The sequence below is a fragment of the Amycolatopsis sp. NPDC001319 genome (assembly GCF_042896185.1).
Lineage (GTDB): Bacteria > Actinomycetota > Actinomycetes > Mycobacteriales > Pseudonocardiaceae > Amycolatopsis.
The window spans coordinates 23,875-49,647 of sequence record NZ_JBIAWY010000005.1 but is presented as its reverse complement, the minus strand read 5'-3'; the positions used below and the strand labels follow the sequence as shown (position 1 = coordinate 49,647).

The following is a 25,773-nucleotide window of genomic DNA, read 5'->3' as shown; positions in this document are numbered from 1 at the left end:
GTAGGTGCTCAAACACCCAGGTAGCGCAGCACCGCGAGCACCCGCCGGTTGTGGCCTTCCGACGGCGGCAGGCCGAGCTTGGCGAAGATGCTCGTCACGTACTTCTCGACGGATCCGGCCGACAGGAACAGATCGCTGGCGATCGCGGAGTTGGACCGGCCCTGCGCCATCAGGTCGAGCACCTCGTGTTCGCGGGTCGTCAGCTCCGCGAGCGGCCCCGTCCCGCCCGTGGCCGCGAAGAGCTGGCGCACGACCTCGGGGTCCAGCACCGTCTCGCCGGCCGCGACCCGGCGCAGTGCGTCGAGGAAGTCGGAGACCTCGGCGACGCGGTCCTTGAGCAGGTAACCGACCGCGCCGGCCTGGTCGGCGAGCAGTTGCTTGGCGTACTTCGTCTCCACGTACTGCGAGAACAGCAGGATCGCGCAGCCTGCCAGCTCCTCGCGCAGCTCGATCGCCGCGCGCAGGCCCTCGTCGGTGTGCGAAGGCGGCATGCGGATGTCGACCACGGACACGTCGGGCCGGTGCGCGCGCACGGCCGACCGCAGCTCCTCCGCGTCCTTCACCGCCGCGACGACGTCGTGGCCCCGCAGCCCCAGCAGCTCGACCAGGCCCTGGCGCAGGATGGTCGAGTCCTCGGCGATCACGATCCGCATGCGTCCCCCCTTGCGGCCAGCCTAGCGAGGCAGCGGAACCTCGGCCGTGACCACGGTCGGGCCGCCGGGCGGGCTCACCACCGTCAGCTCGCCGTCCACCGGCCGCAGCCGCTCCGCGATCCCGGCCAGCCCGCCGCCGGGCACGACCGCCGCGCCGCCCGGCCCGGGGTCGGCCACGGTCAGGCGCAGGACGCCGTCGTGCTCGTCGATCGTGACGGTGCAAGGTTTTCCGGAGTGTTTCGCCACGTTCGTCATCAGCTCCGCGGCGGCGAAGTACACCACCGCTTCCAGCGACGGCGGCGGCCGACGGTCCAGCCGCACGGACACCGTCGCGGCCATCCCGGCTGAAGTGGCCACAGTGGACAGTGCCACGTCGAGTCCCTTGTCCAAGGCCGCCGGGTGGATGCCGCGGGCGAGGTCGCGCAGCTCGACCAGCGCCTGCTTGGCGTTGCCGTGCGCGGCCTCGACGAGCGTGCGCACCTGGTCGAGGTCGACGGTGTCCGTGGCCAGCTCTTCCTTGGCCAGCCCCAGTTTCATCGCCATCGCGACGAGCTGCGCCTGGGCCCCGTCGTGCAGGTCGCGTTCGATGCGCCGCAGCCGCTGCGCCGCGTCTTCGAGCGCCGTCGCCCGCGTCTCCTCCAGGAACCGCAGGCGCTGCAACAGCCCGGGCCCCGACAGCAGCAGCCGCCCGAGCCACCGGTCGAGGACCGCCAGTGCGTGCACGACCCACGGCACCGCGGCCAGCGCGAGCACGCCGCCGACCGCCCAGAGCACCGTGCCCGGCCACGTGCGGCTCACGATGTTGTAGACCGGCAGCACGTCGCGCGTGAAGAACCACAGCACCGGGTAGCTCGCCCCCGCGACACCGAACACCAGCAGCGACCCGGCCACGGCGAACCCCGCGAACGAGATCGGGACCCGGAGCACGAGGTACGCGCCCGCGCGCCACGCGTGCCGGTCGCCGAGCCGCGCGACCAGCCAGTGCCACAGCCCGGGCCGCAGCGCCACCGGCGCCGGCGCGCGCAGCGGAGCGTCGAGCAGGACTCCCGCCAGCCGCCGGTGCAGGCCGCCGGACAGCCGCATCCCGCGGACGACCGCCGCGAGCACCAGCAGCCCCAGCCCCAGTGGGCTCAACGCGACGCCGATCGCGAGCCCGGCGAGCACGACGACGAGCGCGCTCGGCGACAGCACGCCGGCCACCACCAGCCACGCCGCTTCCGCCCGGGTCTGCCGCAGCGGCCCGGGCCACCACCCGCGCCGCGGTGCGCGTGCGTCCGCGGCCCGAGAAGTCATGCCCCGGAGTCTGCCCGCCGCACGGCCGGCCGACCACCGGGTTCGCCCTGGACCGGGTGGGGGATTTCCCCCGCCCGGCCCGGAGCGTCAGTATTCTTCGGGGCGCTGCCCGGGCTCAGGAGCGCGGTACTCGCGGGCGCTGGTCTCGTGGGCCGTGGTCTCTCGGGCACCGGTCTCCCGGGCACTGTCCTCCCGAGCGCGCTGCGACGCTTCCCGCATCTCGATCACGTCGGTGAGCCAGCTGCCGGTTTCGCGCGCGATGTCGCGCACGGCGCCGGTGATGATCGTCGCGATCGCCCCGATGTGGGTGGCCGCGGATTCCGTGAGCTCCTGCACCGTGTCCTTGCCGCTTTCGAACTGACCCACCATGTGAGGTTCCTCAGGCTGCTCGGAGTTGCCGGTCGGGATCCACCGTAACCTCCGGACCGCCCGAAGGCGTTCCGGGAAGCGCCAGCTTCACGATCTTCTTGGCCACCGACCACAGCTGTTTGCGCAGCGGCCCGGTGTTGTAGGGCAGGCCGTAGCGCTCGCAGATCTCGCGCACCTCGGCGGCGATCTGGGGGTAGCGCCGCGCCGGGAGGTCCGGGAACAGGTGGTGCTCGATCTGGTGCGAGAGGTTGCCCGAAAGGATGTGGAACAGCGGGCCGCCGGTGATGTTGGCCGAGCCGAGGATCTGGCGCAGGTACCACTGGCCGCGGGACTCGAAGTCGGTCTCTTCCTGGGTGAAGCTCTCCACGTCAGCGGGGAAGTGGCCGCAGAAGATGATCGCGAACGCCCACAGGTTGCGCACGAGGTTCGCGCTCGCGTTGCCTGCCAGCGTCAGCGGCGCGAGCGGACCGGTCAGCAGCGGGAAGAGCACGTAGTCCTTGCCGATCTGGCGCGCGGCCTTGCGCACGATCTTGCGCAGCACCGGCACGTTTTCCGCCCACGTGCGCTCGCCCTTGAAAACTCGCTCGATTTCGAGGTCGTGCAGCATCACACCCCACTGGAACATCAGGGCCAGCAGCGTCGCGTACACGGGGTTGCCGAGGTAGTACGGGTGCCACTTCTGGGCCGCGTCCATCCGCAGGATCCCGTAACCGATGTCACGGTCCTTGTCGAGGATGTTCGTGAACGTGTGGTGCAGGTAGTTGTGGGAGTGCCGCCAGTTCTCGGCGGGCGCGACGTTGTCCCACTCGAACCGCTGCGAGCTCAGCTCGGGGATGCGCGTCCAGTCGTACTGGCCGTGCATCACGTTGTGGCCGATCTCCATGTTGTCCAGGATCTTGGCCAGCGACAGCGCCGCGACGCCGGCGACCCACGCCGGCGGCAGGAAACCCGCGAACAGCAGCCCGCGCCCCGCGACCTCCAGCCCGCGCTGGGTCTTGATGATCGTGCGGATGTACTCGACGTCGGCCTCGCCGAGGTCGTCGACGACGCGCTGGCGCAGTGCGTCGAGCTCGCGGCCGAACTCCTCGATCTGTTCGGGCGTGAGGCGGTCCTGAAGTCCTGTCATGGCGTCCCTCCTAGGCGTTGATCTCGACGTCCCCGACCGGGACGCTGATGCAGAGCTGGATCTCTTCGTCCTCTTCGCCGGAGACCTCGCCGGTGCGGGCGTTGCGCACGCGCCCGGCGGTCTTCACCTGCGTGCAGGAGAAGCAGATGCCCATGCGGCACCCGTGCTCCGGTGATAGGCCGGCGTCCTCGGCCTGTTCCAGCAGCGGCTTGCCCGAGTTGGCGCATTCGCGGCCGCTGCGGGCGAACCGCACGGTCCCTTCGGCTGCCTCCGTGTCGAACGTCAGCGGTGGCGCGGTGAACTCTTCGGTGTGCAGTCGTTCACCGAGTCCTTCGGTCTCGAACAGTTCGCGCGCCGAGTCCATGAGCGGTTTCGGGCCGCAGAGGAACGTCTCGGCGTCGCGGAACCACGGCGCGGCGTGGGCGAGGTGCTGTTTGGAGAAGAACCCGCGCAGGTCGCCGTCCCGGCCGTGGGTGTGCGCGTGGACGACCCGGAACCCGGGGTGGCGCTCGGAGAGCTCGGCCAGTTCGGCGCGGTAGAGCACGTCGTCGGCGGTGGTGGAGTAGTGCAGGAACACGACCTCGCCGCGGTGGCCTTCGGCGACGAGCCGGCGTGCCATCGCGAGCACCGGCGTGATGCCGCTGCCGCCGCTGACCAGCACGATCCGCTCCGGTCGCGGCGAAGGCAGCGTGAACTCGCCGTCCGCTGCCGACAGCCCGAAAACCGTGCCGACGCGGGTGGTCGCGTGCAGGTGCCGCGACACCAGGCCCTGCGGGTCGGCCTTCACGGTGAACTCGAGGTCGCCGCCGCCCGGCCCGCACGGCGAGTAGCAGCGGGTGCGCCGGACGCCGTCGATCTCCACGGTCAGGCGCACGTACTGCCCGGCCTCGAAACCCCGCCACGCGCGGCTCGGCCGGACGGTGAACGTGACCGTGTCCGGCGTCTGGTGCCGGACGGCGACGACGCGGCCGCGGATCTCGCGGCGGACCAGCATCGGGTCGAGCAGTTCCAGGTAGCGGTCGGCACCGTGCGGGGTGAGCAGGGCCTCGGCGAGCGAGGCGAGCCCGCGCAGGCGCTGCGGGAGCAGTGCGGTCATCACGCCCTCCGGATTTGAGTGCACATCTGTACACTCACTAGTGTGGGGGCACGGCCCGGGTGGCTGTCAACGCGGGAGCGAGGTGATGTGACGTGGACCATGCCGAAGGCGTCAGTACGCTGCCGGACGTGTCCGAAGCGGAGATGCCGGCGTCGGTGAGCCGGCAGGAGCGCAAGCAGCGCACCCGCCAGGCATTGCTCGACGCGGCTCTGGAGCTGCTCGCCGACCGCGGGTTCGGCAGCCTGTCGCTGCGTGAGGTCACCAAGCGCGCGGGCATCGTGCCCACCGCGTTCTACCGGCACTTCGCCTCGATGGACGAGCTCGGCGTCGCCCTGGTCGAGGAGACCACGCGCACGCTGCGCGGCATGATCCGCTCGGCGCGCACCGAGCCGGTGAGCCAACGCGGCATGATCGACGCGTCCGTGCGCACGCTGTACGAACACGTGCGCGCGCACGAGGACCACTTCCGCTTCGTCACGCGCGAGCGCTACGCCGGCACCGGCCCGGTGTCGCGCGCCATCGGCGTGGAACTGCGGCTGTTCTCCAGTGACCTGGCCATCGACCTCGCCCGGTTCGACCACCTGCGCGAGTGGCCCACCGAAGACCTCCACGCGCTGGCCGACCTCATCGTCACGGCCATGCTCGCCACGGTCGTCGACCTGCTCGAGGTCCGCCACGGCGACCGCGAAGCCGACGAACGCACGTTGGAGCTGGCCCGCAAGCGCCTGCGGATGATCCTCGTGGGCGTGCCCCACTGGCGCCCGTCCGCCTAGGCGCGCTTGAGCGCGGAAGGGCGGTGCTAAGCGGCGGCGTCGGTGCCCTCCGCCGCCGATTTCGCCCTCGCGACGCCCTTCTCGATCTCCCGGCGCCACGCCGCGGGGTCGCGCCGCAGCTTCGTCCGGCGCAGGCGGATCGCGCTGATCGCCGGGGTCAGCAGGCGGTCGGCCGCGAAAGCGTGGGGCAGGCCCAGCTCGTCGGCGACGGCGTGGCCGTGGAAGCGGCGCGTCAACGCGTACATCGCCTGCAAACCCATGCCTCGGGGCAGGGACAAGACGTCGTTCAGCTGTCCGGCGATCGCCCGGCAGGTGGCGAACGCCAGCTCCGACGACTCGGGGATCGCCGGGCCGGTGACGGCCTGCAGCAGATCGGCGACGCGCCGGGCGTCGTCGTGGGACGAGATGCCTTCGACGAGCCGCGGGCTCACCCCGAGCAGGTGACCGACGTACCACCAGTACCGGTAGAGCGAGGCCAGCTCGTTCGACGTGCAGCCGAACCCCATGGCCTGCTCGGCGGTGTAGGAGGTCAGCGTGAAGTCCATCCACGTCCTCGCCAGGTCGATCTGGTTGATCGGCACACCGTCGGCGGCCTCGTCGTACCCGCGGTTTCGCGCGAGGCGGCGCATGTGGGCGTGCAGCATCCGGACCTGGATCGTCGCGACGTATCCGGGGTTTCCCCGCCGCAACGCGCCGGGAAGCAGTGCGGTGGCGATCCATTTCCCCGTCTCGGCGAGCCGGCGCGGAGCGCCCTCGATCAGCTTGCCCGTCGTCGCGAGAACCTTCGAGATCGACGGCGACTCGTACACGTGCACGAGCGAGCCCGCGCTCAGCGACAGGATGTGGACGGGCGCCGGTGAGCTGAAGTGGGGCAGCGACGCCTCGTCCAGCAGCGCGTCGTCCACGTAGTCGGGCAGGGTCTCGGTCTCGCGCAGCAGTGCCGCGACGGCCGGCGGCGGATCGGTCAACGACGCGAGGCCGTGGCCGAGCCCTTCGGTGAGCGCGAGGTTCACCGCGCGTCCGTGCTCGTGGATCTCGTCGACGACGGCGTCGGCCAGCGGGTCGCCGGTGGTCAGCGCCCAGCCGACCAGGTCGGCCCGGGCTTCTCCGAACTGGGCCACGATGCTCGAACGCCTGCTCCGCGTGGTCGGCCAGCTCTCCGGCATCTCCCACCCTCCCCATAAATGGACAGCTGACAATTTACGGCTAAATTGACAGCTGTCAAGGCCCGGCCGTACGGTCGTCGGCGTGAGATCGCCGGGACGTCCGAAGGCGGGCACCGAACCCGCGACCGATGACCGGGTCCTGACCGCAGCGATCAAGGCGTTCGCACGGCAGGGCTACGACGGCGTGTCCATCCGGACCCTCAGCCGTGAACTGGGCGTGAGCCACAACACGATTCCGCAGCGCTTCGGCAGCAAGGAAAAGCTCTGGTACGCCGCCGTCGACCGGGCGTTCGGCCGGATCGTCGACGATCTCGCCGAGGTGACCGGCGACGAAGCCGCCGACCCGATGGAGCTGATCCACGCGGGCATCGTGCGCTTCATCCAGGTGGCCGCGAGAGCACCCGAACTGCACGGGCTGATCACCGTCGAGTCGGCCAACAACAGCGAGCGCCTCGACTACATCTTCGACACCTACATCAGCCCGGCCGTGGCACCGCTGGCCCGCGCGCTCGAGACGCTCGCCGCGGCCGGCCGGATCCGCCCGACGCCGTTGCGGACGTTCTACTTCCTCATCGCCACCGGCGGCGCCGGTCCGTTCGCGCTGGCTCCGCTGGCCGGCCGGTTCGCCGGCGAGGCAGGCCCGGTCGACGAGCACGCCCGGCTGGTCGCGGACATCCTCACGGCCGGCATCCGGTCGCCGTCCCCGCTCACGTCGTAGGTCGAGAGCTACGATTCCGTTGACCCGCCTGCTCTTCGGCGGGCGAGGTCGTGGAGGAATGCTGTGGACACCGGGTCGGACGTGCGTGCGGAGTTCAGCGACCCGGCGGAGAACCTGGCATTCGACGAGGCGCTGCTGCGGGAAGGCCCGGCCGCGCCGGTGCTGTGGCTGTGGCGCAACCCGGTGAGCGTGGTCGTCGGCCGCGGGCAGAAGGTGGCGCGCGAGGTGCGCGTGGCCGAGTGCGAGCGCGACGGCGTGCCGGTGCTGCGCCGCGCCAGCGGTGGCGGCACCGTGTTCCACGACCCGGGCAACCTCAACGTCACGCTCGTGCTCCCCGGCCCGGCCGACCGGCCGCTGGAAATGCTCGGGCTCGTGATGTCGGCGGCCGTCGAGAAGCTCGGCCTGCCACCGCGCCTCGGCGAGCGCGGCCTGTTCATCGGCGACGCGAAGCTGTGCGGGTTCGCGGTGTTCCGGACCAAGAACGGACTGCTGGCCCACTCGACGCTGCTGATCGACACCGACGCCGCGCGCGTCGGCGCCTACCTCACGGGCCCCCCGCCGGACCCGAAGCCACTCGACTCGCACCGCAGCAAAGTCGCATCACTGGCCGACCACGGCGTGCACCCGTCGGACGGCGAGGCGGAGTCAGTGGTGCGCGCCGCCGCCGCGGGCCTGCTCGGCCCCCTCGTGCCGCGCCCGCCCTCGGCCGCGGAACTCGACCGCCAGCGCGCACTACTGGACACGCGCTACCATTACGACGGCTGGCACACCGACGGAAAACAGCGCCGCTGAGCGCTACTCGCCTGCGGAAAACCGCGCGGATGAGGGCTAGTTGCCGGCGAAATCAGTGCTGGTGAGCGCTACTCGCCCGCGGAGAACAACGCCGCCGCGCGCCGCTCGCCCGCGGAGAACAACGCAGGTGACCAGTACTTCGCATGCGGAGAACAGCGCCGCTGAGCGCTTTTTGCCCGCGGGCATCAGCGTAGGTGAGTGCTACGCGCCGGCGGCGAACAGCGGCGGTGAAGGCCGGCTTGCCGGCTAAAGCTGTACCGGTGAGCGCTACTCGCCTGCGGCGAACCGCGCTGGTGACGGCTAGTTGCCGGCGAAACAGTGCCAGCGAGCGCTGCTTGCCCGCGGAGAACCACGCGGGTGAGCGCTACTTTGTCCGCGAAGAGCAGTGCCGGTGAGCTACTCGCCCGCGGAGAACAGGGCGGATGAGCACTGTTTCGCCGGCGGAGAACAGTGGCGGGGGACGCCTGCTGCTGGCTAAAGCAGTGCCGGTGAGCTACTCGCCCGCGGAGAAGGTGACGGCGGGGATCTTCTTCACCGGACGTCGGGCCGGCTTCGGTTCAGTGGTCTTCACCACGTTTTTCGGTTCCGCGGCCGCGCTTTTCGCCGGTTTCTTGGCCTGCGCGGTCTTCGGCGCCGGTTCGGCCTGCGTGGCCGGCCGGGCGGTCGTCTTGGCTGCTGCCGCGGTGCGCTTGGCGGGCTTGGCGGGTTGGGGCTTCGCCGGAACTTCCTGTGGTGCCACGGCTTTCGCACCCGCGACCAATCGCGGCCGCTGCTTGCGGCCGCCCGTGCGGCGGCCGTTCGCGACGTACGGGTCGAAGATTTCCCGCAGTGCGGCGGCGTTGGGGGCGGAGAGGTCGATCTCGTAGTCGAGCCCGTCGAGGCCGAAGCCCACCGTCTCGGCGGCGGGTTCGCCGGTGAGGTCGTCCAACACGTGGACGGCGGTGTTCTTGGCCATGCGAAAGCCCTCCGTGCTCGATCGTGGTCGTGCGTGCAATCGGCACGGCGACGACCCGGTCACCCGGTGTCGCCGATTTCTTGCAGCTCGCGGAAGAGACTAGCGGCTGGCTTGCGTGAAGCCGCGCGGTGGTGTGCGCTGAACCCATGTCAGGACAGACTTTCGACGTCGTGGTGATCGGGGCCGGCCCGGTCGGTGAGGTCGCCGCGGAACGAGCCGCCATGGGCGGGTTCAAGGTGGCGCTCATCGAGCACGAGTTGTTCGGCGGTGAGTGTTCGTATTGGGCGTGCGTGCCGAGCAAGGCGTTGCTGCGCCCGGGGAACCTGCTCGCCGCGGCCAAGCGCATGCCGGGGGTGGTGGTCGGCGACGCGCTCGACCCGGCGCAGGTGCTCGCCCGCCGGGACTCGTTCATCGGCCGCGGTGACCCGCAGGGGCAGGATCACGGCCAGGTGGACTGGGCGCGCGGGGTCGGCGTCGAGCCGATCCGCGGCCACGCACGGATTTCCGGTGAACGGGAGGTGACGCTGTCCGACGGGCAGGTGCTCACCGCGCGCCACGGCGTGATCGTCTGCACCGGCAGCGTGCCGAACACTCCGCCGATCCCCGGCCTCGACACGATCAAGCCGTGGGGTTCGCGTGAAGCGACTTCGTCGTCGGCCGTGCCCGCGCGGCTCGGCGTGCTGGGTGGTGGCGTCGTCGGCGTGGAGATGGCGCAGGCGTGGGCGCGCCTGGGGGCGCAGGTGCACTTGATCATCACGAGCAAGCGCCCGCTGCCGCGGCTGCCGGAGTTCGCGGGCGACCTGGTGCTCGCGGGCCTGCGCGCCGACGGTGTGATCGTGCACACCGGCTCGGGCATCGACGAGGTGTCCGCTGTGGACGGCGGCGGCGCCTCGCTCAAGCTCACCGGCGGCGAAGACCTGGTGGTCGACGAGCTGCTGGTGGCCACGGGCCGTGTGCCGGCGACCGGCAGCGTCGGGCTCGAGGTCCTCGGCCTGCCCACGCACGGCCCGCTCGAGGTCGACGAGAGCGGCCGCGTGTCCGCCGTGGACGGTGGCTGGCTCTACGCGGCGGGCGACGTCACCGGCCGCGCGCTGCTGACCCACCAGGGCAAGTACGGCGCCCGCGTGACCGGCGACAGCGTCGCCGCGCGCGGACGCGGTGAGGACATCTCCACCGCGCCGTGGAGCCGCTTCAGCGCGACCGCCGACCACCACGCCGTGCCGCAGGTCATCTTCACCGACCCGGAGGTGGCGTCCGTCGGCCTCACCGAGGCCCGCGAGGGCTCGGCCGACCGCGTCGTCGACATCGACATCGCGGTCGCCGGCTCGGCCCTGTTCGCCGACGGCTACGCCGGCAAGGCCCGCATGGTCGTCGACACCGATCGCGGCGTGATCCTCGGCCTCACCTTCGTCGGCCCGGACGTCGCGGAGATGCTGCACTCCGCCACGATCGCCGTGGTGGGCGAAGTGCCCCTCGACCGCCTGTGGCACGCGGTCCCCGCGTTCCCGACCATCAGCGAAGTCTGGCTGCGGCTGCTGGAGGCTTACGGCCTGTAGGAAGCTCCGGAAGACGGCGGGTCCTCGGTGGTTGCCGGGGACCCGCCGTTTTTTCGAGCCGTCAGGCGGGCATGGTGAGCGCGAGGGCACCCTGGGCGGCGCGGGTGAGGCCGGGGTCGTCCGGAGTGGACGGACCGGACTGCCATACGACCTGCACCAGCCGCACACCGGTGCCGTCGAGTTTGCTGGCGTAGGCGGCACTGTCGAACTGCGGGGGCGGGCCCGGCCATTTGCCGGTCTCGGTGGCGACGTCGAGGATGCCGCCGCCGCCCGGGGTGTCGGCGACCTGTTTGAAATGCGTGGCTTGCGCGGCGTCGGGGAACCGGACCACGGCCATCGTCACCGCGGCGGCGCGCCCGTCCACGAGCGCCGTGTAGCTGGCGCGGCTGACGGCGGAGCAGCTCGTCTGCTGCAGGCTGGCCTGCACGTCGCCGAACGCGTGCGACGCGCACCGCTGGTCGGAACTGCTCGCCCGCGGCTCGAACGACAGGCTCGGCGCCGCACTGCTCGCCGGCGCACTGCTCACGACCGCCGGCGGCGGCGCCGGACGCGCGCTCGAACTCGGTGCCGGCGCGGCCTCGCCACCCCCGCCACCGCCGGTCGCCGCCACGACGACCGCCGTCACCAACAGGATCGCCAGCAACCCGATCGCGGCCACCGGCACCCACCGCACGGTCCGCGACTGCTCCTTCTCCCGCGGCGGCGCACCGCCCCCCGCCGGCACCTCCACCGACCCAGCCGCCGACGCCGCCGACGACACCGCCCGCGGCACCGTCCCTCCGCCCGCGGCCGCCGCCGCACCCTGCCGACCCGCCGACGCGGGCGCCTTGCCATTGGGCCCGGCATTGACCCCGGCAACGGGCGACTTGCCATTCGGCCCGGCATTGGCGCCGGCAACGGGCGGCTTGCCATTGGGCCCGGCATTGGCGCCGGCAACGGGCGGCTTGCCATTGGGCCCGGCATTGATGCCGGCAACGGGCGACTTGCCACCAGGTGTGGCATTGATACCGGCGGGGGACTTGCCACCGGCGCTGGCGTTGGCGCCGAGCACGGGCGACTTGCCGGCCGGCCCGGCATTGGCGCCGGCAGCAGGCAACTTGCCACCAGGTCCGGCATTGGCGCCGAAGACGGCAGGTTTGCCACCAGGACCGCCCGCGGGCTTTCCACCAGCGGCGACAGGAGGTTGTCCAGCCGAAGCGTCAGGCGGATTGCCACCAGCCGACGAAGAAGGCGTTCCACCAGAAGCGAGGGGCAGGTTTCCGGCAGGAGCGACAGTCGGCTTTCCACCGCGCGTGGGCGTGCCGCCCGGCCCGCCGTTGCCATTCCCCGGCGCAACCGGGCTCGGTGCAGGCATCGCCCGCTGCTCGCGCTGCTTCGGCCCACCCTGCTTCGGAGAAGTCATCTTCTCCGTTGCCGCCGACTCCAGCGAACCACCCCGGCCACCGCCCGAAGTGGACGGACCGTTGCCCTCCGCGCCGGGGAAGTTCGGCGCGGCAGTCGACTCGGTCGGCCCGTCGGCGAGGGGAATTGCCTGCTCGGGCTCGGTGGTCGAGTCCACGGTCGCCGAAACAGCCGCACTGGGGAAGCGTGGGTCGGCCGGCGAAGCAGCCGTTCCCGCCGCACTGGGGAAGACCGGGTCGGCCGGGGAGTCGGCCGCTCCCGCCGCACTGGGGGAAGGCGGATCGGCCGGGGAAGTAGCCGTACTGGGGATGGTTGGCCCGCCAGCCGAACCGACCGCCGGGTCAGCCGCACCCGCCGTACCGGGGAAGCGTGGGTCGGCCGGCGAAGCAGCCGTACCGGGGACGATCGGGCTGCCAGCCGTACCGCCCGCCGAGTCAGCTGCACCCGCCGCACCGGGGAAGCTCGGCGCGGCCGTCGACTCCGTCGGAGCATCGGCAAGGTGGATCGCAGGCTCGCCGCCGGTGGTTTCCCCGGCGGCCGGGGGAACGGCCGCCGAGGAAGACTGAGCAGGGAAGGGCGAAGCGGCCGAAGTGGACGAACCCGGTGCCGCCGTCGATTCGCTGGGTGCGGTGGCGAGGTGGCCGGCCTGCTCGGGAACCGCGGCCGGGGAAGTGGCCGAAGTGGACGAACCCGGGAAAGCCGGCGCCTCGGCCGGCCCGCCGGCGAGGGAAGGCGCCGCGACGTGCGGCACAGGCCGGGTGGTCGGGATGACCGGCGGGGGCGGCGGCACTGACGTGATGCGCGCCCGCTGCGCAGGCTTCGAGGCACCAGAAGGGGAAACACGAGCAGCAGGAGCAGGAACGACCGGAACCGGCGGATCATCCGTGTACCGGACGAACCCCTCGCCCAGCAGCACCTCGTCCGACATCTCCGGCGCGTCCGGCGCCAGCGCGCCGATCAGCGCCCGCGCCTGGTCCAGCGACCGCGGGCTCCGCGCCGTCGCCAGGGAGACGGTCGCAGCCAGCATGGTCGTCGGCGTCGGGTGGAGTACGCGCACGGGCCCGGCGAGGTCCGCGGGTGGCTGGTCGACCGTCTCGACGTACGGCCCCACCGCCACGATCGTGCCGACCGGGCCGGAACCCGGCGCCAGCTCGGCGATGCGGCGTTCGCACTCGGCCGAGAGGTCCAGGGCTTCCGTGGCGGGGTTGACGGCGTCGTCACCGTGGACCAGCGGCCAGCCGTCGGCCTTCCACGGGCCGCCGAGTGGCGCTTCGAGGCGCAGCGCGGGGTCGGGGAGGTCGACGCCGATCACGATGAGCACACCCTTCGGCAGCACCACCACGGCCTCGACGGCACGCTCGCCGCCGGCCGGGCGGGCGCCGATCAGGGCCACGCCACCGATCACGGTGCTGCCGCGGCCGAGGGAGGCCAGCGCCGCCCGCACATCCTCGGCGACGCGCGACGGCTGCTGCCCGAGGCGGACCAGTCGCACCGAAACCCTCCTCACCTCGTCCGTTTCGCGGCCCACGCTAGCGTGCCGACCCCGCAGATCCGTGCTGGACGCGGACGCGTCGGCGAGCCTCCCTCCTCAAGGGGGATTCCCGCGCGACTTGTGGTGTTCGTGTGGCCAAACGGCACGGTTGGGGTGCAGAATGTGCTACACAGATCGGGAATGGCACAGCGGGGAGTGATACGGAGCCCACAAGCCGAAGTGAAGCTCGAGAGGCCGTAGGGGAAGACGTCCCTCGTCGAGCAAGCGGAGGTCAGCAGTGAGCACCCGTGGCAACACCCGAGGTGTGGTGTACGTCCACTCGTCGCCGTCTGCGGTGTGTCCGCACGTCGAGTGGGCTATTTCGGGCACCCTCGGAGCCCGAGTCGAGCTGAAGTGGACGGCGCAGCCCGCCAGTCCCGGACAGCTGCGTGCCGAGTGCGGCTGGCGCGCGCCTTCCGGTACCGCGGCCAAGCTGGCCTCGGCGCTCAAGGCGTGGCCGATGCTGCGCTTCGAGGTCACCGAGGAACCCAGCGCCGGCGTCGACGGTGAACGGTTCTGTTTCGCGCCCGGACTGGGCCTGTGGCACGGCCGGACCAGCGCCAACGGCGACATCGTCGTGGGCGAGGACCAGCTGCGCGCCCTCGTGAGCATGACCCGTGGCGGGGAGTCGCTGGCGCACAAGCTGGACGAGCTGCTCGCGGCGAGCTGGGACGAGGCGCTCGAGCCCTACCGCCACGCCGGCGACGGCGCTCCCGTCACGTGGCTGCACCAGGTCGGGTGACACCCGGGGGCGGGTGGGTACCCTCTCGGGGGTGACCGCCCGTCCGCCCGCACCCGCCCGCCAGCGGTGGCTGGTACCCGTCCTCGTCGTGGTGTTGTCGATCACCGTCGGCGGTGGCCTGCTCGCGCGCGAGCTGTACCGCCGCCCGGTCGTCGACACCGGCGACTCCATCGCCCCGACGACGCCGACGTCGGTGGACAAGGAGGACCAGCCCGGCCCCGGTGACGTCAAGGTCACCGAGGACGCCGCCCGGCACCCGGACGACAACGCCGTGCGCGCCGTGCTGCAGGAGTACTTCGACGGCATCAACCACCACGACTACGACCAGTGGGCGCGCTCGGCCAGCAAGGGCCGGATCGAGCAGACCTCCCGCGCGCAGTGGACCAAGGACTACAAGTCCACGAAGGACGGCAGCATCCTGCTGTACCGCATCGAACCCGGCGCCGGTTCGTCGCTGCGGGTACTCGTGGGCTTCACCAGCACGCAGTCGTCCAACGAGGCACCGGAAGCGCTCAGGGAGGGCTGCATCCACTGGCGCCTCGTGCTGCCGATGGTCCTCGAAGGCGGCGACTACAAGATCGACACCGTCACCCCCGGGACCTTGCCCGAACAGGAAAAGTGCTGAACCACCCCGGTCCGGACAACGAATCAGGGCCCCTCCCACGACGGGAGGGGCCCTGATTCGTTGCGGTGGAACCGATCAGGCGGCCGGCGTGAACAGCAGGGCGGTGTTGTGGCCGCCGAAGCCGAACGAGTTGCTGAGCGCCGCGGTGAGCTCGACCTTGCGGTTCTCGCCCGACACGACGTCGAGCTGCACCTTCGGGTCGAGGTCGGTGAGGTTCAGCGTGGCGGGCACCACGCCTTCGTAGATCGCGAGGATCGTGGCGATGCCCTCGACCGCGCCGGCACCGCCGACGAGGTGGCCGAGCGCGCCCTTCGGAGCGGTGACCACGGCGTGGTCGCCCACGGCCTTGAGGATCGCCGCCGCCTCGCCGATGTCACCGACCACAGTGGACGTCGCGTGCGCGTTCACGTGACCGATGTCGGCCGGGGACAGGCCGGCCATGCTCATGGCCGCCCGCATCGCCGCGATCTGCCCGATGCCTTCCGGGTGGTTGCCCGTGATGTGGTAGGCGTCGGACGTGATGCCGTAGCCGGCGAGCTTCGCGTAGACCCGCGCGCCGCGCTCCCGGGCGAGGTCGGCCCGCTCCAGCACGACCACCCCGGCGCCTTCGCCGAGCACGAAGCCGTCGCGGCTGGCGTCGAACGGCCGGGACGCGGCCGCCGGGTCGTCGTTGCGGGTCGACACCGTGCGCGCCTGGGCGAAGCCCGCGAGGGTGATCGGGTGGATGCACGCCTCGGTGCCGCCGGCGACGACGACGTCGGCCCGGCCCGACCGGATCATCTCGTAGCCGGTGGCGATGCCCTCGGCGCCGGAGGCACAGGCCGAGGCGGGGGAGTGGACCCCCGCCCGCGCCTTGAGGTCGATGCTCACGTGCGCCGCCGGCCCGTTGGGCATCAGCATCGGCACGGTGAGCGGCGACACCTTGCGGAGCCCCTGCTGGTGCAACAGGTCGTTCTGGCTCAGCAGCGTCATCGGGCCACCGACACCGGTGCCGATCGACACGCCGAGGCGTTCCGGCTCGACGTCGGTGTGCTCGTCGGTCTGCTCGGCGAATCCCGCGTCGGCCCAGGCCTGGCGGGCGGCGATGATCGCCACCTGCTCGCACCGGTCCAGCCGGCGGGCCTGGACCCGCGGCAGGACCTCGGACGGATCGACGGCCAGCGTCGCCCCGATCTTCACGGGCAGGCCGAGTTCCTCGACCCAGTCCGCGGTCAGCGGGCGGATGCCGCTGCGGCCGGACAGCAGGCCGTCCCAGGTGGACGCGACGTCCCCGCCGAGGGGCGTCGTCGCCCCCATACCGGTGATCACGACGTCGATGTTGCTCATGGGAGTCTCCCCAAGGTCTCGGCTCCGGACCGGGGGGCTTCCCCGGCCCGGGTACGAAGAGGACTTACTTCGAGTTGGCGGACACGTAGTTCACCGCGTCGCCCACGGTCTTCAGGTTGGCGAGCTCGTCGTCCGGGATCTTGACGCCGAACTTGTCCTCGGCCTGCACGGCGATCTCGACCATCGACAGCGAGTCGATGTCCAGGTCGTCCACGAACGACTTCTCGGCGGTGACGTCGTCCTGAGCCACACCGGCCACCTCTTCGACGATCTCGGCGAGGCCGGCGAGGATCTCAGCGTTGTCAGCCATTGGAGTTGTTCCCTTCTCGGTTCTTCTACAGGTCCACCTCGCGGGCACAGCGCCCGCGAGGGAAGTATCCATCAGGGGCAGACGAAGGCCTGCCCGGCATACGAGAGCCCGGCGCCGAAACCGATCGCCAGCACGACGTCGCCCGGCTTCGCGGTGCCCGCCTTGCGCATGTGGTCCAGCGCCAGCGGGATCGACGCGGACGAGGTGTTGCCGGAGTACTTGATGTCGTCGGCCACGACCATGTCCTCGCGCGCACCGGCGGCGCGCAGCTTCTTCGCGATCGACTCGACGATGCGCAGGTTGGCCTGGTGCGGGATCAGCACGTCCACATCGGACGGCTGAAGGCCCGCGGCCTCCAGCGCGCGCATCGCGATCGGCGCGATCTTCGTGGTCGCCCAGCGGAAGACCGACTGGCCCTCCTGGTAGATCCACTTCTCGTCACGCATGTAGATCAGGTCCACGAGGTCGCCCGCGCTGCCCCACACGACCGGGCCGATGCCCGGCTCGTCGGAGCCGCCGACCACCGCGGCGCCCGCGCCGTCGGCGAAGATGATCGCGTTGGCGCGGTCGGTCGGGTCCACCACGTCGGTGAGCTTCTCGGCGCCGATCACGAGCACCTTCTTCGCGGAGCCGGCGCGGATCAGGTCCGAGGCCACGCCGAGGCCGTAGCAGAAACCGGCGCACGCGGCGTTGAGGTCGAAGGCGCCCGGGCTCGGGATGCCGAGCCGCGCGGCGACCTGGCCGGCCGCGTTCGGGATCGGCGTGGGCATCGTGCAGTTCGGCAGGATGACCGTGTCCACTTCGGACGGATCGACGCCCGCGTCTTCCAGCGCGGCGGTGCCGGCGGCGACGGCGAAGTCGACGAGCAGCTCGTCCTTGTTCCCGAAGCGGCGCTCGATGATGCCCACGCGCTCACGGATCCACTGGTCGTTGGTGTCCATGAGCTGCGAGAGGTCGTCGTTGGTCACGACCCTCTCCGGCTGGTGGCTGCCGACGCCGAGGATCCGGGTGCTGGCAGGGCCCGTGCTCTGGCGCAGGCTGGGACGGTCGGTCACTGGGCGTCCTCCTCGCGCAGCTTCGCCAGCTCGGCCGGCGTCTTCAGCGCGGTGGTTGTGGTGACGACGCCCTTGAGCTGGCGCTTGACCAGGCCGGTCAGCGTGCCCGCGGGCGCGAGTTCGACGGTGCTGCTCACGCCGAGCGACACGAGGCCGTCCATCGTGAGGTCCCAGCGCACGGGCCGGGTGACCTGCGCGAGGAGCCGCTCCAGGTACTCGGTGCCGCTGGTGACCACGGTGCCGTCGGCGTTCGACAGCAGCGGGCGCGTGGGGTCGGCCGGGGTGAGGCCGGCGGCGTGCTCGCGAAGGGCGTCTTCCGCCGGCGCCATGTACGGCGTGTGGAAGGCTCCCGCGACCTTGAGCGCACGGATCTTCGTGCCCTCCAGGGGTTCGGCGACGATCCGCTCGATCGCGTCGGCGGCGCCCGAGGCGACGATCTGGCCGGCGCCGTTGCGGTTGGCCGCGGCCAGCCCGCGCTCTTCGAGCCACGCGACGACCTGCTCGGGGTCACCGAGCATCACGGCCGCCATCGACGTCGGCTCCAGCGCGCAGGCCTTGGCCATCTCGGCGCCGCGCACCGCGGCCAGCGCCACGGCGTCGGCCGGGGTCAGCACCCCGGCGATCGCGGCGGCGGCGAGCTCGCCCACGGAGTGGCCGGCCACCGGCGCGTCGTCGGCGACCGGTGCCACCTGCTGCAGGCGCTCGAACGAGAGCAGCGAGAGCGCGACGATCAGCGGCTGCGCGACCGCGGTGTCCTGGATCTCCTCGGCGTCGCCTTCCGTGCCGAGCCGGACGAGGTCGAGCCCGGCGCGGGCCGACCACTCCTCGACGCGCGCGCGGGCGCCGTCGGTCTCGAGCCACGGGGAGAGCATGCCGGGGGCCTGTGAGCCCTGGCCTGGGGAGAGGACTGCTGCTGTCACGTCGTCTATGACACCACGGGCGGGGGTGCGCACCCAGATGCGGGCGGTCACCAAGTCCGTGCGGGGTTATTGGAGGAAACCTCCAAAGACCCGCGGTGGAACCTTGCCCTTAACCCAGATGCCTTGTGGGATTCAACCATCGCTTGCCGTGAAGTCTGTCACGGGACCGGTGCCGTGCGCCAGAGGGTCACACCGTGTGACCGACCGGGGTCACCACAGGCCGCGGGCGCGGGCCAGCCTGCCGACGGTGAGCGCGGCCCGGAGCACGAACGCGTCCCGCGGCTCGGTGGGGTTGCGGCCGGTGAGCTCGGCCGCCTTGCGCAGCCGGTACCGCACGGTGTTGGGGTGCACGAACAACGTCTGCGCGCAGCGTTCGAGCACGCCACCGCTCTCGAGGTAGGTCTCCACCGTGCGCTGCAACGCCGGGCCCGCCTCCTCCAGCGGCCGCGCCACGAGGTCCACCAGCAGGCGCTCGGCCTCGGGGTCACCCGACAGCGCGCGTTCGGGCAGCAGGTCGTCGGAGCGGACGGGCCGCGGCGCGCCCGGCCAGCCGACCACCGCGCGCAGGCCCGAAAGCGCCTCGGCCGCGCTGTGGTGCGCCTCGGCGAGCGACGGCACGGTCGGGCCGGCGACCACGGGACCGTCGGCGAACACCGCCGACATCCGCGAGAGCGTCTCGCGTTCCTTCACACCGCCTTCGGTCGGGCCGCCGATCACGATCACCAGCCGTGAGCCCTGCACCGACAGCAGCACGGGCCGGCCGACCCGTGCGGCGCGGCTGCGGACCTCGAACACCACCGTCGGCGGGTCCTCCGAAGGCGGGTTGCCCACGATCACCGTCGCGGCCGACGCGGGGTCCCAGCCGAGCGCGGCCGCGCGCGAGAGCACGGCCTCCTCGGCGTCGCCGCGCACGATGCCGTCGACGACGAGGGCCTCCAGCCGCGCGTCCCACGCGCCGCGCGCCTCGGCCGCCGCCGCGTAGGAGTTGGCCGCGGCGAACGCGATCTCCCTGCCGTAGCGCAGGATTCCCTCGATCAGAGCCGCGCGTTCGGTCTCGTTCGCGGCGAACTCCGGCAGCTGTTCCTCGAACTGCTCGATCGCGAGCCGCACCATGCTCACGGCCTGGCGCAGCGAGATGTAGCGCGACAGCTCGGCCGGCGCGTCGCGGAACGCCTCGGTGGTGAGCTTGAGCGCTTCCTTCGAGTCGCGCAGCCAGTCGACGAACCCCGCCGCGCCCGCCTGCGTGATCAGCAGCACGCTGGCGCGCTGGTCGGCGGGCAGCCGCCCGAACCACACCAGCCGGCGTTCCATCACCGCGACGCTCGCGCTCGCGAGCCGCCCCGAGGCGTGGTCGAGCGAGCGCAGCGTCTTCGCCGACAGCCCGTGGTGCTTGGGGACCCGGCGCCCCGTCGTCTCTGCCATTCGTTCCGATCCTCCGCTGGAATCCTAGTTGGACATTCGATCGGCAACTTTCGGCGGCGGACACGCAACCCGGGGCGCTAGGCACCGTCCGGCGGGATCTCTACGATCCGTAACCGGTGATGCACGTCACCGAGATCCGACAACAAGGGGGAAAGGGCCGATGCCAGAGCCCGGACTGGAGATCGATGCGATCTCCAAACGCTACGGCACCGTCGTGGCACTGGAGAAGATGACTTTCGACGTGCGGCCTGGCGAGCTGTTCGGCTTCGTCGGCAGCAACGGCGCGGGCAAGACCACCACGATGCGCATCGCGCTGGGGGTGCTGAGCGCGGACGCGGGCGAAGTCCGCTTCGCGGGTTCGCCCATCACGCACGAAACCCGGCGCCACATCGGGTACATGCCGGAAGAGCGTGGTTTGTACCCCAAGATGAAGGTGGGTGAGCAGCTGACGTACCTCGCGCGGCTGCACGGCATGTCGGCGGCCGAAGCGAAGGCGTCGACCGAGCGCTGGACCGAACGCCTGGGTGTGGCCGCGCGCCTCGGCGACGAGGTCGAGAAGCTCAGCCTCGGCAACCAGCAGCGCGTGCAGCTCGCGGCCGCGCTGGTGCACGAGCCGCGCATCCTCGTGCTGGACGAACCGTTCTCGGGCCTGGACCCGGTCGCGGTCGACGTGATGAGCAAGGTGCTCAAGGAGAAGGCGGCCGACGGCGTGCCCGTCGTGTTCTCCAGCCACCAGCTGGATCTGGTGGAGCGCCTCTGCGACCGCATCGGGATCGTCCGGAGTGGACGGATGGAGGCGATGGGCACCGTCTCGCAGTTGCGGGCCGGCGGCGCCGTGCGGCTGCTCGTCGACGCGCCGCAGGCGGCCGACGGCTGGGCCGCGAACCTGCCCGGCGTCACGGTGCTGGGCCGCGACGGCTCGGTGACCGAACTCGAACTGGCCGACGGTGCCGACGACCAGGTCGTGCTGCGCGCGGCCCTGGCGACCGGGCCGGTGCGCGAGTTCGCGCGCAAGCTCCCGTCGCTGACCGATCTGTTCCGTTCCGTCGTCACCGAGCACCACCACGAGGAGGCGGCGGCATGAGCACGCCCGACGTCCGCATGAGCCCGCTGGCCGGGGTCGGCCTGGTCGCCTCGCGCGAGATCAGCACGCGGCTGAAGTCCAAGGCCTACCGGATCAGCACACTCGTGCTGCTCATCCTCATCGTCGCCGCGGTCGTGGTGCTGAAGCTCGTGGGCGGCAGCAGCGGTCCCGACGCGACCGTCGGTTACGTACCGGCCGCGGCACCGCTGTCGGCGCCGCTCACGGCGATCGGGAAGTCGGTGGGGCAGGACATCGCCACGCAGCCCGTCTCCGACGCGCAGGCCGGGATCGCGAAGCTGAAGGACGGCTCGCTCGACGCGCTGCTGGTCCAGGGCGCGGACCGGGTGCACGTGCAGGTCGAGAAGGATCTCGACGGCAATCTCAAGAACGTGCTCACGGTGCTCGCGGGCCGCGTCGCGCAGAACACGGAGATCCTCGCGCAACACGGTGATCCGGCGAAGGTGGACGCCGCCGTCGCGAGCGCGAGCGTCGACGAGCTGCCGCCGCTGGAGAAGCCGTACGACTACGACAGCCAGCAGCTCGTGCTCGGCATCATCGCGGGCATCCTCATCTACATGTCGCTCCTGCTCAACGGCCAGAGCGTGGCGCAGGGCGTGGTCGAGGAGAAGACGTCTCGCGTGGTCGAGCTGCTGCTGTCCACCATCCGGCCGTGGCAGCTGATGGCGGGCAAGGTGCTCGGCATCGGCACGGTCGGGTTGATCCAGATGCTCGTGATCGGGGTGGTCGGCATCGCCGCGGGCCTGGGGACGGGGGTGCTCACCATCTCGGCGTCGGCGGCGATCGGCACCGTCGTCTGGCTGGTGGTGTGGTACCTGCTCGGGTTCTTCATGTATTCGATCGTGTTCGCGGCGCTCGGCGCGCTCGTGTCGCGGCAGGAGGACGTGAGCGGCGCCGTGTCGCCGGCCCTGATGCTGGTGATCGCCGGCTACGTGGTGGGCATCTCGGTGCTGCCCTCGGACCCGTCGAACAAGTTCGCCGAAATCCTGTCCGTGATTCCGGTCTTCGCGCCGACGCTGATGCCGATGCGGCTCGCCATGGGTGGCGTGCCCGTGTGGGAAGCCGTGGTGTCGGTGGGACTCGTGGTGCTGCTGATTCCGCTTTTGATCTGGCTCGCCGCGCGGATCTACCGCAACGCCGTGATGCGCACCGGTGCGAAGGTGAAACTGCGCGACGCGCTGCGCGCGGCCTGAGTGTCCGTTCGGTGAACGCGTGTCGTCGCCCTGTGAAACCCGAAGGACGCCGAAACCTCGAAGGGCGCTGAAAGCCCTGAAGGGTCCGGCGAAACCTGAAGCGTATTCGCAGGGCGACGACGCGAACACCCGCTGAATACGCCCGGCGGTAATACCCGCAAATGCTCGAGGCCGCCCGGCGCTTGCGGTTTACGCTGCGCCGGACGGCCTCGTCTCCCCGGTCCCCACCGGTAGTACAAGTATGGCCGCGATTGATCTTCCGGCGCCAGTCGTCTCACTCGATCGTGGTGCAACGCACTCCCGCTGGCTGGGTACCTGATCATCGACCCGCTGCAACGGCCCGCAGCCGGGAATCCACGACGAAGGGAGCCAGCGTGGGTGAGCAACTCAAGGACGGACTCGGACAGGCCTGGAATCTGGTGGCCACGTTCGTCCCGAAACTCGTCGGTTTTCTGATCATCCTGCTGATCGGCTGGCTGATCGCGAAAGCGGTGTCCAAAGCGCTGTCACTGGTGCTCGGAAAACTCGGATTCTCCCGGCTCGTCGAGAAGACGGGGCTGACCGGAATGATGAAGCAGGCGAATGTCGACGCCACCGGCATCCTCGTGAAACTGGTCTACTACTTCATTCTGCTGATCGCGCTCCAGCTGGCGTTCGGCGTGTTCGGAGAGTCGAATCCGGTCAGCCAGCTGCTCAACGACATCATCGCGTTCCTGCCGCGGATCGTGGTGGCGCTGGTGCTCATCGTCGTGGCGGCCGCCATCGCGAAGGTCGTGCGTGACGTCGTGAACTCGGCGATGTCCACGCGGCCCGCGGGCCGGCTGCTCGGCACCGTCGCCTACTGGCTGATCATGGCGTTCGGCATCATCGCCGCGCTGGGCCAGGTCAACGTCGCCACCGCTATCACCGGCCCGGTGCTCATCACGGTGCTGGCGACCATCGGCGGCGTGATCGTGGTCGGCTTCGGCGGTGGTCTCATCAAGCCCGCGCAGGACCGCTGGGGTGGCTGGCTCGCCAACCTGCAGGGGCAGCTGAGCGCGGGCAACGGCGGTGGTCAGCGCCAGGTCGGTGGCCGGCCGCAGGCCCAGACCACGCCGGCCCAGACCACCCAGGCCCAGGCCCAGACCACCCAGGCTCAGACCACGCAGACCCGCACGCAGCCGGTTCAGCCGGGAAACGGCCACCAGGCCGCGAACGACACCCCGACCCCGCCGGTCGGGTTCAACCGCGTCGATCACTGATCCCGGCGCGGTTCGGCAGGCCCGGTGCATCGGGAGGGCACCGGGCCTGTCCGCGTGCTGGGACGGTGTCGCCCCGCCTCACACCCCGGGGAATCCCGCGCCCGCGCCCGGTGTTGCCGCCAGAGTTACCTGGGGGGCCGAGAAAGGGTGCGGACGTGGACTTCCTGCTGCAGCACGGTGTCACGGTGTTCGGCCAGTGGATCTCGATCGCGGAGCTCGCGGGGCAGGTGCTCGCGCTCGCGGTCGTGTTCCTCGCCGACCGGCGGACGCTGTGGACCTGGCCCGTGCAGGTCGGCGCGACGATCCTGCTGTTCTCCGTCTACGTTTCCGCGCACCTCGGCGGCCTGGCCAGCCGGCAGATCGCCATCCTCGCGATCTCGCTCTACGGCTGGTGGGCGTGGCGCCGCCGCACCGACCCGGTCAACGGCGTGGTCGTGCGCACGGGCCGGCCCGCCGAGCGCTGGGCGATGGCCGGTGCGTTCGCCGTCGGCACCGTCGCGATGGCGCTGGTGCTGCAGGCGCTGAACGCGTCGTGGGCGCCGTGGCCGGACGCCGCGATCTTCATCGGCACGCTCGTCGCCTTCGGTGCGCAGGGCGCGGGGCTGGTCGAGTTCTGGGGTGTGTGGCTGGTGGTCGACGCGATCGGCGTGCCGCTGCAGATCTCCTCGGGCCTGTACTTCTCGGCCGCGATCTACCTCGTCTTCGCGGTGCTCGTCGTGCACGGCTGGTGGAACTGGAACCGCTCGGCCAAGCGCGTGGCCGCGCACCGGGCGGTCACGGCAGCATCCAGCTGAGCACCGGGGTGCTCTGCCCGAACACGATCAGGCACATCACCAGCAGCAACCCCACGCTCCACGGCAGCACCTTGCGCAGCAGCTTGCCCTCTTCGCCCGGCAGGTTGGCCGCGACGCACGCGATGGTCAGGTTCTGCGGCGAGATCATCTTGCCCAGCACGCCGCCCGAGCTGTTCGCCGCGGCCAGCAGGTCGGCGCGCAAGCCCGTCTGGTGCGCGGCCGTGACCTGCAGGGCGCCGAACAACGCATTGGCCGAGGTGTCCGAACCCGAGACGGCGACGCCGAACCAGCCGAGCACGGGGGAGAGGAACGCGAGCCCCGCGCCGGCCGCGGCGATGAACGTGCCGATGGTGGTCGTCTGGCCGGACAGGTTCATCACGTAGGCCAGCGCGAGCACCCCGGTCACGGTGACGATGGCGAACCGCAGCTCCTTCACCGTCGCCAGCCACTCCCGCCCGGCCGTGCCCGCGGCGACCTTGAGCGCCACGAGCGTGAGCAGCCCCGCGATCAGCACGAGCGTGCCGCCGGTGTTGAGGAACGGCAGTGAGAACGTGTTGCCGGACACGGCTTTGCCGTCCGGGCCGTGCACGTCGAGGCCGGGCCAGTGGAACTTCCAGGTGGCCGCGTCGAGCAGCTTCTTGATCGGCGGCACCTGCGCGAGCGAGAAGATCACGATGATCAACGCATACGGCAGGTAGGCGCGCACGACCTCGCCCCGCTCGTCGGGCCGGTCGAGCGTCGCGGTGCGGGGACCGGTGAGCACCTGCGCGCGGACCTCCGCGGGCACCGCGCGGCGCGTCATCGGCAGCGCCACGAGCGCGGCCGCACCGGCCAGGGCCGCGCCGATGTCGGCCAGCTGCGGCGAGACGAAGTTCGAGGCGAGGAACTGCACCACGCCGAACGCGACGCCGCACACCAGCGCCGGCACCCACGTCTCGCGCAGGCCGCGCTTCCCGTCGACGATGATCACCAGCAGCAGAGGTACGAACAACGCCAGCAACGGCGTCTGCCGCCCGACGATCGACGACACCTGCTCCAGCGGCAGCCCCGTCACCTGCGCCAGCGTGACCACCGGTGTGCCCATCGCGCCGAACGCCACCGGCGCGGTGTTCGCGACCAGCGCCACCACGGCGGCCTTGCCCGGCCCGAACCCGACGGCCACGAGCATCACCGCGCTGATCGCCACGGGCGCGCCGAAGCCGGCCAGCGCCTCCATCAGCGCGCCGAAGCAGAAGGCGATGATCAGCGCCTGCAGCCGCGGGTCGTCGGAGATCCGGCCGAACGAACGGCGCAGCACGTCGAAGTGACCCGTGTGCACGGTGATCCGGTAGACCCACAGCGCGTTGACCACGATCCACAGGATCGGGAACAGCCCGAACGCCGCCCCTTGCAGCGCCCCGGAAATCGCTTGCCCGACGGGCATTCCGTACACGGCGATGCCGACCACCAGCGCCACGACCAGCCCGATCAACGCGGCGTGGTGCGCCTTGGTCCGGACCACCCCCAGCAGCACCAGCACCACAGCCAGCGGCACCACCGCGACGAGCGCCGAAAGCCCGAGACCACCGAGGGGAGCCACGTCCTGCACGAACACGCCGACCTCCGGGGGGACCG

At 71.3% G+C, this 25,773-nt stretch carries 23 protein-coding genes and 1 pseudogene; 10 read left to right on the top strand and 14 right to left on the bottom strand.

Annotated elements, in window-relative coordinates; genetic code table 11:
• Positions 1-8 precede the first annotated feature (8 nt).
• The 5 genes and pseudogenes from ACFY1H_RS19425 to ACFY1H_RS19405 form a co-directional block, all read right to left on the bottom strand.
• A complete protein-coding gene (locus ACFY1H_RS19425) occupies positions 9-653 on the bottom strand; it encodes a response regulator (protein WP_386948028.1) in 645 nt (214 codons plus the stop codon).
• 21 nt (positions 654-674) lie between these two features.
• Positions 675-1,946 (bottom strand): sensor domain-containing protein, encoded by a 1,272-nt coding sequence (locus ACFY1H_RS19420; protein WP_366581042.1) that lies wholly within the window; start codon positions 1,944-1,946, stop codon positions 675-677.
• Between the two features lie 186 nt (positions 1,947-2,132).
• Positions 2,133-2,315: pseudogene (locus tag ACFY1H_RS19415) on the bottom strand (hypothetical protein); the annotation flags it as partial.
• Positions 2,316-2,325: 10 nt separating this feature from the next.
• On the bottom strand, positions 2,326-3,441 hold the full coding sequence (locus ACFY1H_RS19410; protein ID WP_366581043.1) for an acyl-CoA desaturase: 1,116 nt from the start codon (positions 3,439-3,441) through the stop codon (positions 2,326-2,328).
• Positions 3,442-3,451: 10 nt separating this feature from the next.
• Positions 3,452-4,537: a ferredoxin reductase gene (locus ACFY1H_RS19405; RefSeq protein WP_386948024.1), complete on the bottom strand. Its 1,086-nt coding sequence runs from the start codon at positions 4,535-4,537 to the stop codon at positions 3,452-3,454.
• A gap of 143 nt (positions 4,538-4,680) precedes the next feature.
• Between ACFY1H_RS19405 and ACFY1H_RS19400 the strand changes: the two genes are divergently transcribed.
• Positions 4,681-5,310, top strand: a complete 630-nt coding sequence (locus tag ACFY1H_RS19400; RefSeq protein WP_366581122.1) for a TetR family transcriptional regulator — start codon at positions 4,681-4,683, stop codon at positions 5,308-5,310.
• Positions 5,311-5,336: 26 nt separating this feature from the next.
• Here ACFY1H_RS19400 and ACFY1H_RS19395 read toward each other — a convergent pair whose 3' ends face one another.
• Positions 5,337-6,476: an oxygenase MpaB family protein gene (locus ACFY1H_RS19395; protein WP_386948021.1), complete on the bottom strand. Its 1,140-nt coding sequence runs from the start codon at positions 6,474-6,476 to the stop codon at positions 5,337-5,339.
• 82 nt (positions 6,477-6,558) lie between these two features.
• Between ACFY1H_RS19395 and ACFY1H_RS19390 the strand changes: the two genes are divergently transcribed.
• Both ACFY1H_RS19390 and ACFY1H_RS19385 read left to right on the top strand, forming a co-directional pair.
• Positions 6,559-7,194: a TetR/AcrR family transcriptional regulator gene (locus ACFY1H_RS19390; RefSeq protein WP_366581048.1), complete on the top strand. Its 636-nt coding sequence runs from the start codon at positions 6,559-6,561 to the stop codon at positions 7,192-7,194.
• Between the two features lie 63 nt (positions 7,195-7,257).
• Positions 7,258-7,986, top strand: coding sequence for a lipoate--protein ligase family protein (locus ACFY1H_RS19385; RefSeq protein ID WP_366581049.1), 729 nt, complete (start codon positions 7,258-7,260; stop codon positions 7,984-7,986).
• A gap of 493 nt (positions 7,987-8,479) precedes the next feature.
• Here ACFY1H_RS19385 and ACFY1H_RS19380 read toward each other — a convergent pair whose 3' ends face one another.
• On the bottom strand, positions 8,480-8,941 hold the full coding sequence (locus tag ACFY1H_RS19380; protein WP_386948016.1) for an Lsr2 family protein: 462 nt from the start codon (positions 8,939-8,941) through the stop codon (positions 8,480-8,482).
• 146 nt (positions 8,942-9,087) lie between these two features.
• Between ACFY1H_RS19380 and ACFY1H_RS19375 the strand changes: the two genes are divergently transcribed.
• Positions 9,088-10,497, top strand: coding sequence for a dihydrolipoyl dehydrogenase family protein (locus ACFY1H_RS19375; RefSeq protein WP_386948013.1), 1,410 nt, complete (start codon positions 9,088-9,090; stop codon positions 10,495-10,497).
• A gap of 61 nt (positions 10,498-10,558) precedes the next feature.
• Here ACFY1H_RS19375 and ACFY1H_RS19370 read toward each other — a convergent pair whose 3' ends face one another.
• Positions 10,559-13,390 (bottom strand): hypothetical protein, encoded by a 2,832-nt coding sequence (locus tag ACFY1H_RS19370; protein ID WP_386948010.1) that lies wholly within the window; start codon positions 13,388-13,390, stop codon positions 10,559-10,561.
• Positions 13,391-13,667: 277 nt separating this feature from the next.
• On the opposite strand from ACFY1H_RS19370, the gene ACFY1H_RS19365 reads away from it, so the two are divergent.
• Positions 13,668-14,171: a DUF3145 domain-containing protein gene (locus ACFY1H_RS19365; RefSeq protein WP_366581057.1), complete on the top strand. Its 504-nt coding sequence runs from the start codon at positions 13,668-13,670 to the stop codon at positions 14,169-14,171.
• A 31-nt stretch (positions 14,172-14,202) separates the two neighbouring features.
• Complete coding sequence (locus ACFY1H_RS19360; RefSeq protein WP_366581059.1) at positions 14,203-14,796, top strand: hypothetical protein; 594 nt, start codon at positions 14,203-14,205, stop codon at positions 14,794-14,796.
• A gap of 75 nt (positions 14,797-14,871) precedes the next feature.
• On the opposite strand, the gene ACFY1H_RS19355 is transcribed toward ACFY1H_RS19360, so the two are convergent.
• From ACFY1H_RS19355 to ACFY1H_RS19335, 5 genes are all read right to left on the bottom strand, one after another.
• A complete protein-coding gene (locus tag ACFY1H_RS19355; protein WP_366581060.1) occupies positions 14,872-16,122 on the bottom strand; it encodes a beta-ketoacyl-[acyl-carrier-protein] synthase family protein in 1,251 nt (416 codons plus the stop codon).
• A gap of 64 nt (positions 16,123-16,186) precedes the next feature.
• A complete protein-coding gene (locus ACFY1H_RS19350) occupies positions 16,187-16,432 on the bottom strand; it encodes an acyl carrier protein (protein WP_004559006.1) in 246 nt (81 codons plus the stop codon).
• 71 nt (positions 16,433-16,503) lie between these two features.
• Positions 16,504-17,487 (bottom strand): beta-ketoacyl-ACP synthase III, encoded by a 984-nt coding sequence (locus tag ACFY1H_RS19345; protein ID WP_386948005.1) that lies wholly within the window; start codon positions 17,485-17,487, stop codon positions 16,504-16,506.
• A complete protein-coding gene (locus tag ACFY1H_RS19340) occupies positions 17,484-18,407 on the bottom strand; it encodes an ACP S-malonyltransferase (RefSeq protein ID WP_354884121.1) in 924 nt (307 codons plus the stop codon). The genes ACFY1H_RS19345 and ACFY1H_RS19340 overlap by 4 nt, the downstream gene beginning before the upstream one ends.
• 210 nt (positions 18,408-18,617) lie before the next feature.
• Entirely contained in the window at positions 18,618-19,829 is a 1,212-nt protein-coding gene (locus ACFY1H_RS19335; RefSeq protein ID WP_386948000.1) for a PucR family transcriptional regulator, read from the bottom strand.
• 160 nt (positions 19,830-19,989) lie between these two features.
• On the opposite strand from ACFY1H_RS19335, the gene ACFY1H_RS19330 reads away from it, so the two are divergent.
• The 4 genes from ACFY1H_RS19330 (at position 19,990) to ACFY1H_RS19315 (ending at position 24,159) form a co-directional block, all read left to right on the top strand.
• Positions 19,990-20,913, top strand: coding sequence for an ATP-binding cassette domain-containing protein (locus ACFY1H_RS19330; protein WP_366581065.1), 924 nt, complete (start codon positions 19,990-19,992; stop codon positions 20,911-20,913).
• Complete coding sequence (locus tag ACFY1H_RS19325; protein WP_366581067.1) at positions 20,910-22,124, top strand: ABC transporter permease; 1,215 nt, start codon at positions 20,910-20,912, stop codon at positions 22,122-22,124. The genes ACFY1H_RS19330 and ACFY1H_RS19325 overlap by 4 nt, the downstream gene beginning before the upstream one ends.
• Before the next feature lie 374 nt (positions 22,125-22,498).
• Complete coding sequence (locus ACFY1H_RS19320) at positions 22,499-23,365, top strand: hypothetical protein (protein WP_386947996.1); 867 nt, start codon at positions 22,499-22,501, stop codon at positions 23,363-23,365.
• A gap of 155 nt (positions 23,366-23,520) precedes the next feature.
• Entirely contained in the window at positions 23,521-24,159 is a 639-nt protein-coding gene (locus ACFY1H_RS19315) for a nicotinamide mononucleotide transporter family protein (protein WP_366581071.1), read from the top strand.
• Here the strand turns inward: ACFY1H_RS19315 and ACFY1H_RS19310 are convergent.
• Positions 24,140-25,753, bottom strand: coding sequence for an L-lactate permease (locus ACFY1H_RS19310; protein ID WP_366581073.1), 1,614 nt, complete (start codon positions 25,751-25,753; stop codon positions 24,140-24,142). The two genes, ACFY1H_RS19315 and ACFY1H_RS19310, sit on opposite strands and share 20 nt — an antisense overlap.
• Between the last annotated feature and the right edge of the window lie 20 nt (positions 25,754-25,773).

Excerpts from the sequence above, each read along its gene's own strand:
- ACFY1H_RS19400 (WP_366581122.1), top strand. The coding sequence starts at position 4,681 with ATGCCGGCGTCGGTGAGCCGGCAGGAGCGCAAGCAGCGCACCCGCCAG.
- ACFY1H_RS19410 (WP_366581043.1), bottom strand. The coding sequence starts at position 3,441 with ATGACAGGACTTCAGGACCGCCTCACGCCCGAACAGATCGAGGAGTTC.
- ACFY1H_RS19335 (WP_386948000.1), bottom strand. The coding sequence starts at position 19,829 with ATGGCAGAGACGACGGGGCGCCGGGTCCCCAAGCACCACGGGCTGTCG.
- ACFY1H_RS19375 (WP_386948013.1), top strand. The coding sequence starts at position 9,088 with ATGTCAGGACAGACTTTCGACGTCGTGGTGATCGGGGCCGGCCCGGTC.
- ACFY1H_RS19330 (WP_366581065.1), top strand. The coding sequence starts at position 19,990 with ATGCCAGAGCCCGGACTGGAGATCGATGCGATCTCCAAACGCTACGGC.
- ACFY1H_RS19380 (WP_386948016.1), bottom strand. The coding sequence starts at position 8,941 with ATGGCCAAGAACACCGCCGTCCACGTGTTGGACGACCTCACCGGCGAA.
- ACFY1H_RS19325 (WP_366581067.1), top strand. The coding sequence starts at position 20,910 with ATGAGCACGCCCGACGTCCGCATGAGCCCGCTGGCCGGGGTCGGCCTG.
- ACFY1H_RS19395 (WP_386948021.1), bottom strand. The coding sequence starts at position 6,476 with ATGCCGGAGAGCTGGCCGACCACGCGGAGCAGGCGTTCGAGCATCGTG.
- ACFY1H_RS19355 (WP_366581060.1), bottom strand. The coding sequence starts at position 16,122 with ATGAGCAACATCGACGTCGTGATCACCGGTATGGGGGCGACGACGCCC.
- ACFY1H_RS19350 (WP_004559006.1), bottom strand. The coding sequence starts at position 16,432 with ATGGCTGACAACGCTGAGATCCTCGCCGGCCTCGCCGAGATCGTCGAA.
- ACFY1H_RS19405 (WP_386948024.1), bottom strand. The coding sequence starts at position 4,537 with ATGACCGCACTGCTCCCGCAGCGCCTGCGCGGGCTCGCCTCGCTCGCC.
- ACFY1H_RS19420 (WP_366581042.1), bottom strand. The coding sequence starts at position 1,946 with ATGACTTCTCGGGCCGCGGACGCACGCGCACCGCGGCGCGGGTGGTGG.
- ACFY1H_RS19425 (WP_386948028.1), bottom strand. The coding sequence starts at position 653 with ATGCGGATCGTGATCGCCGAGGACTCGACCATCCTGCGCCAGGGCCTG.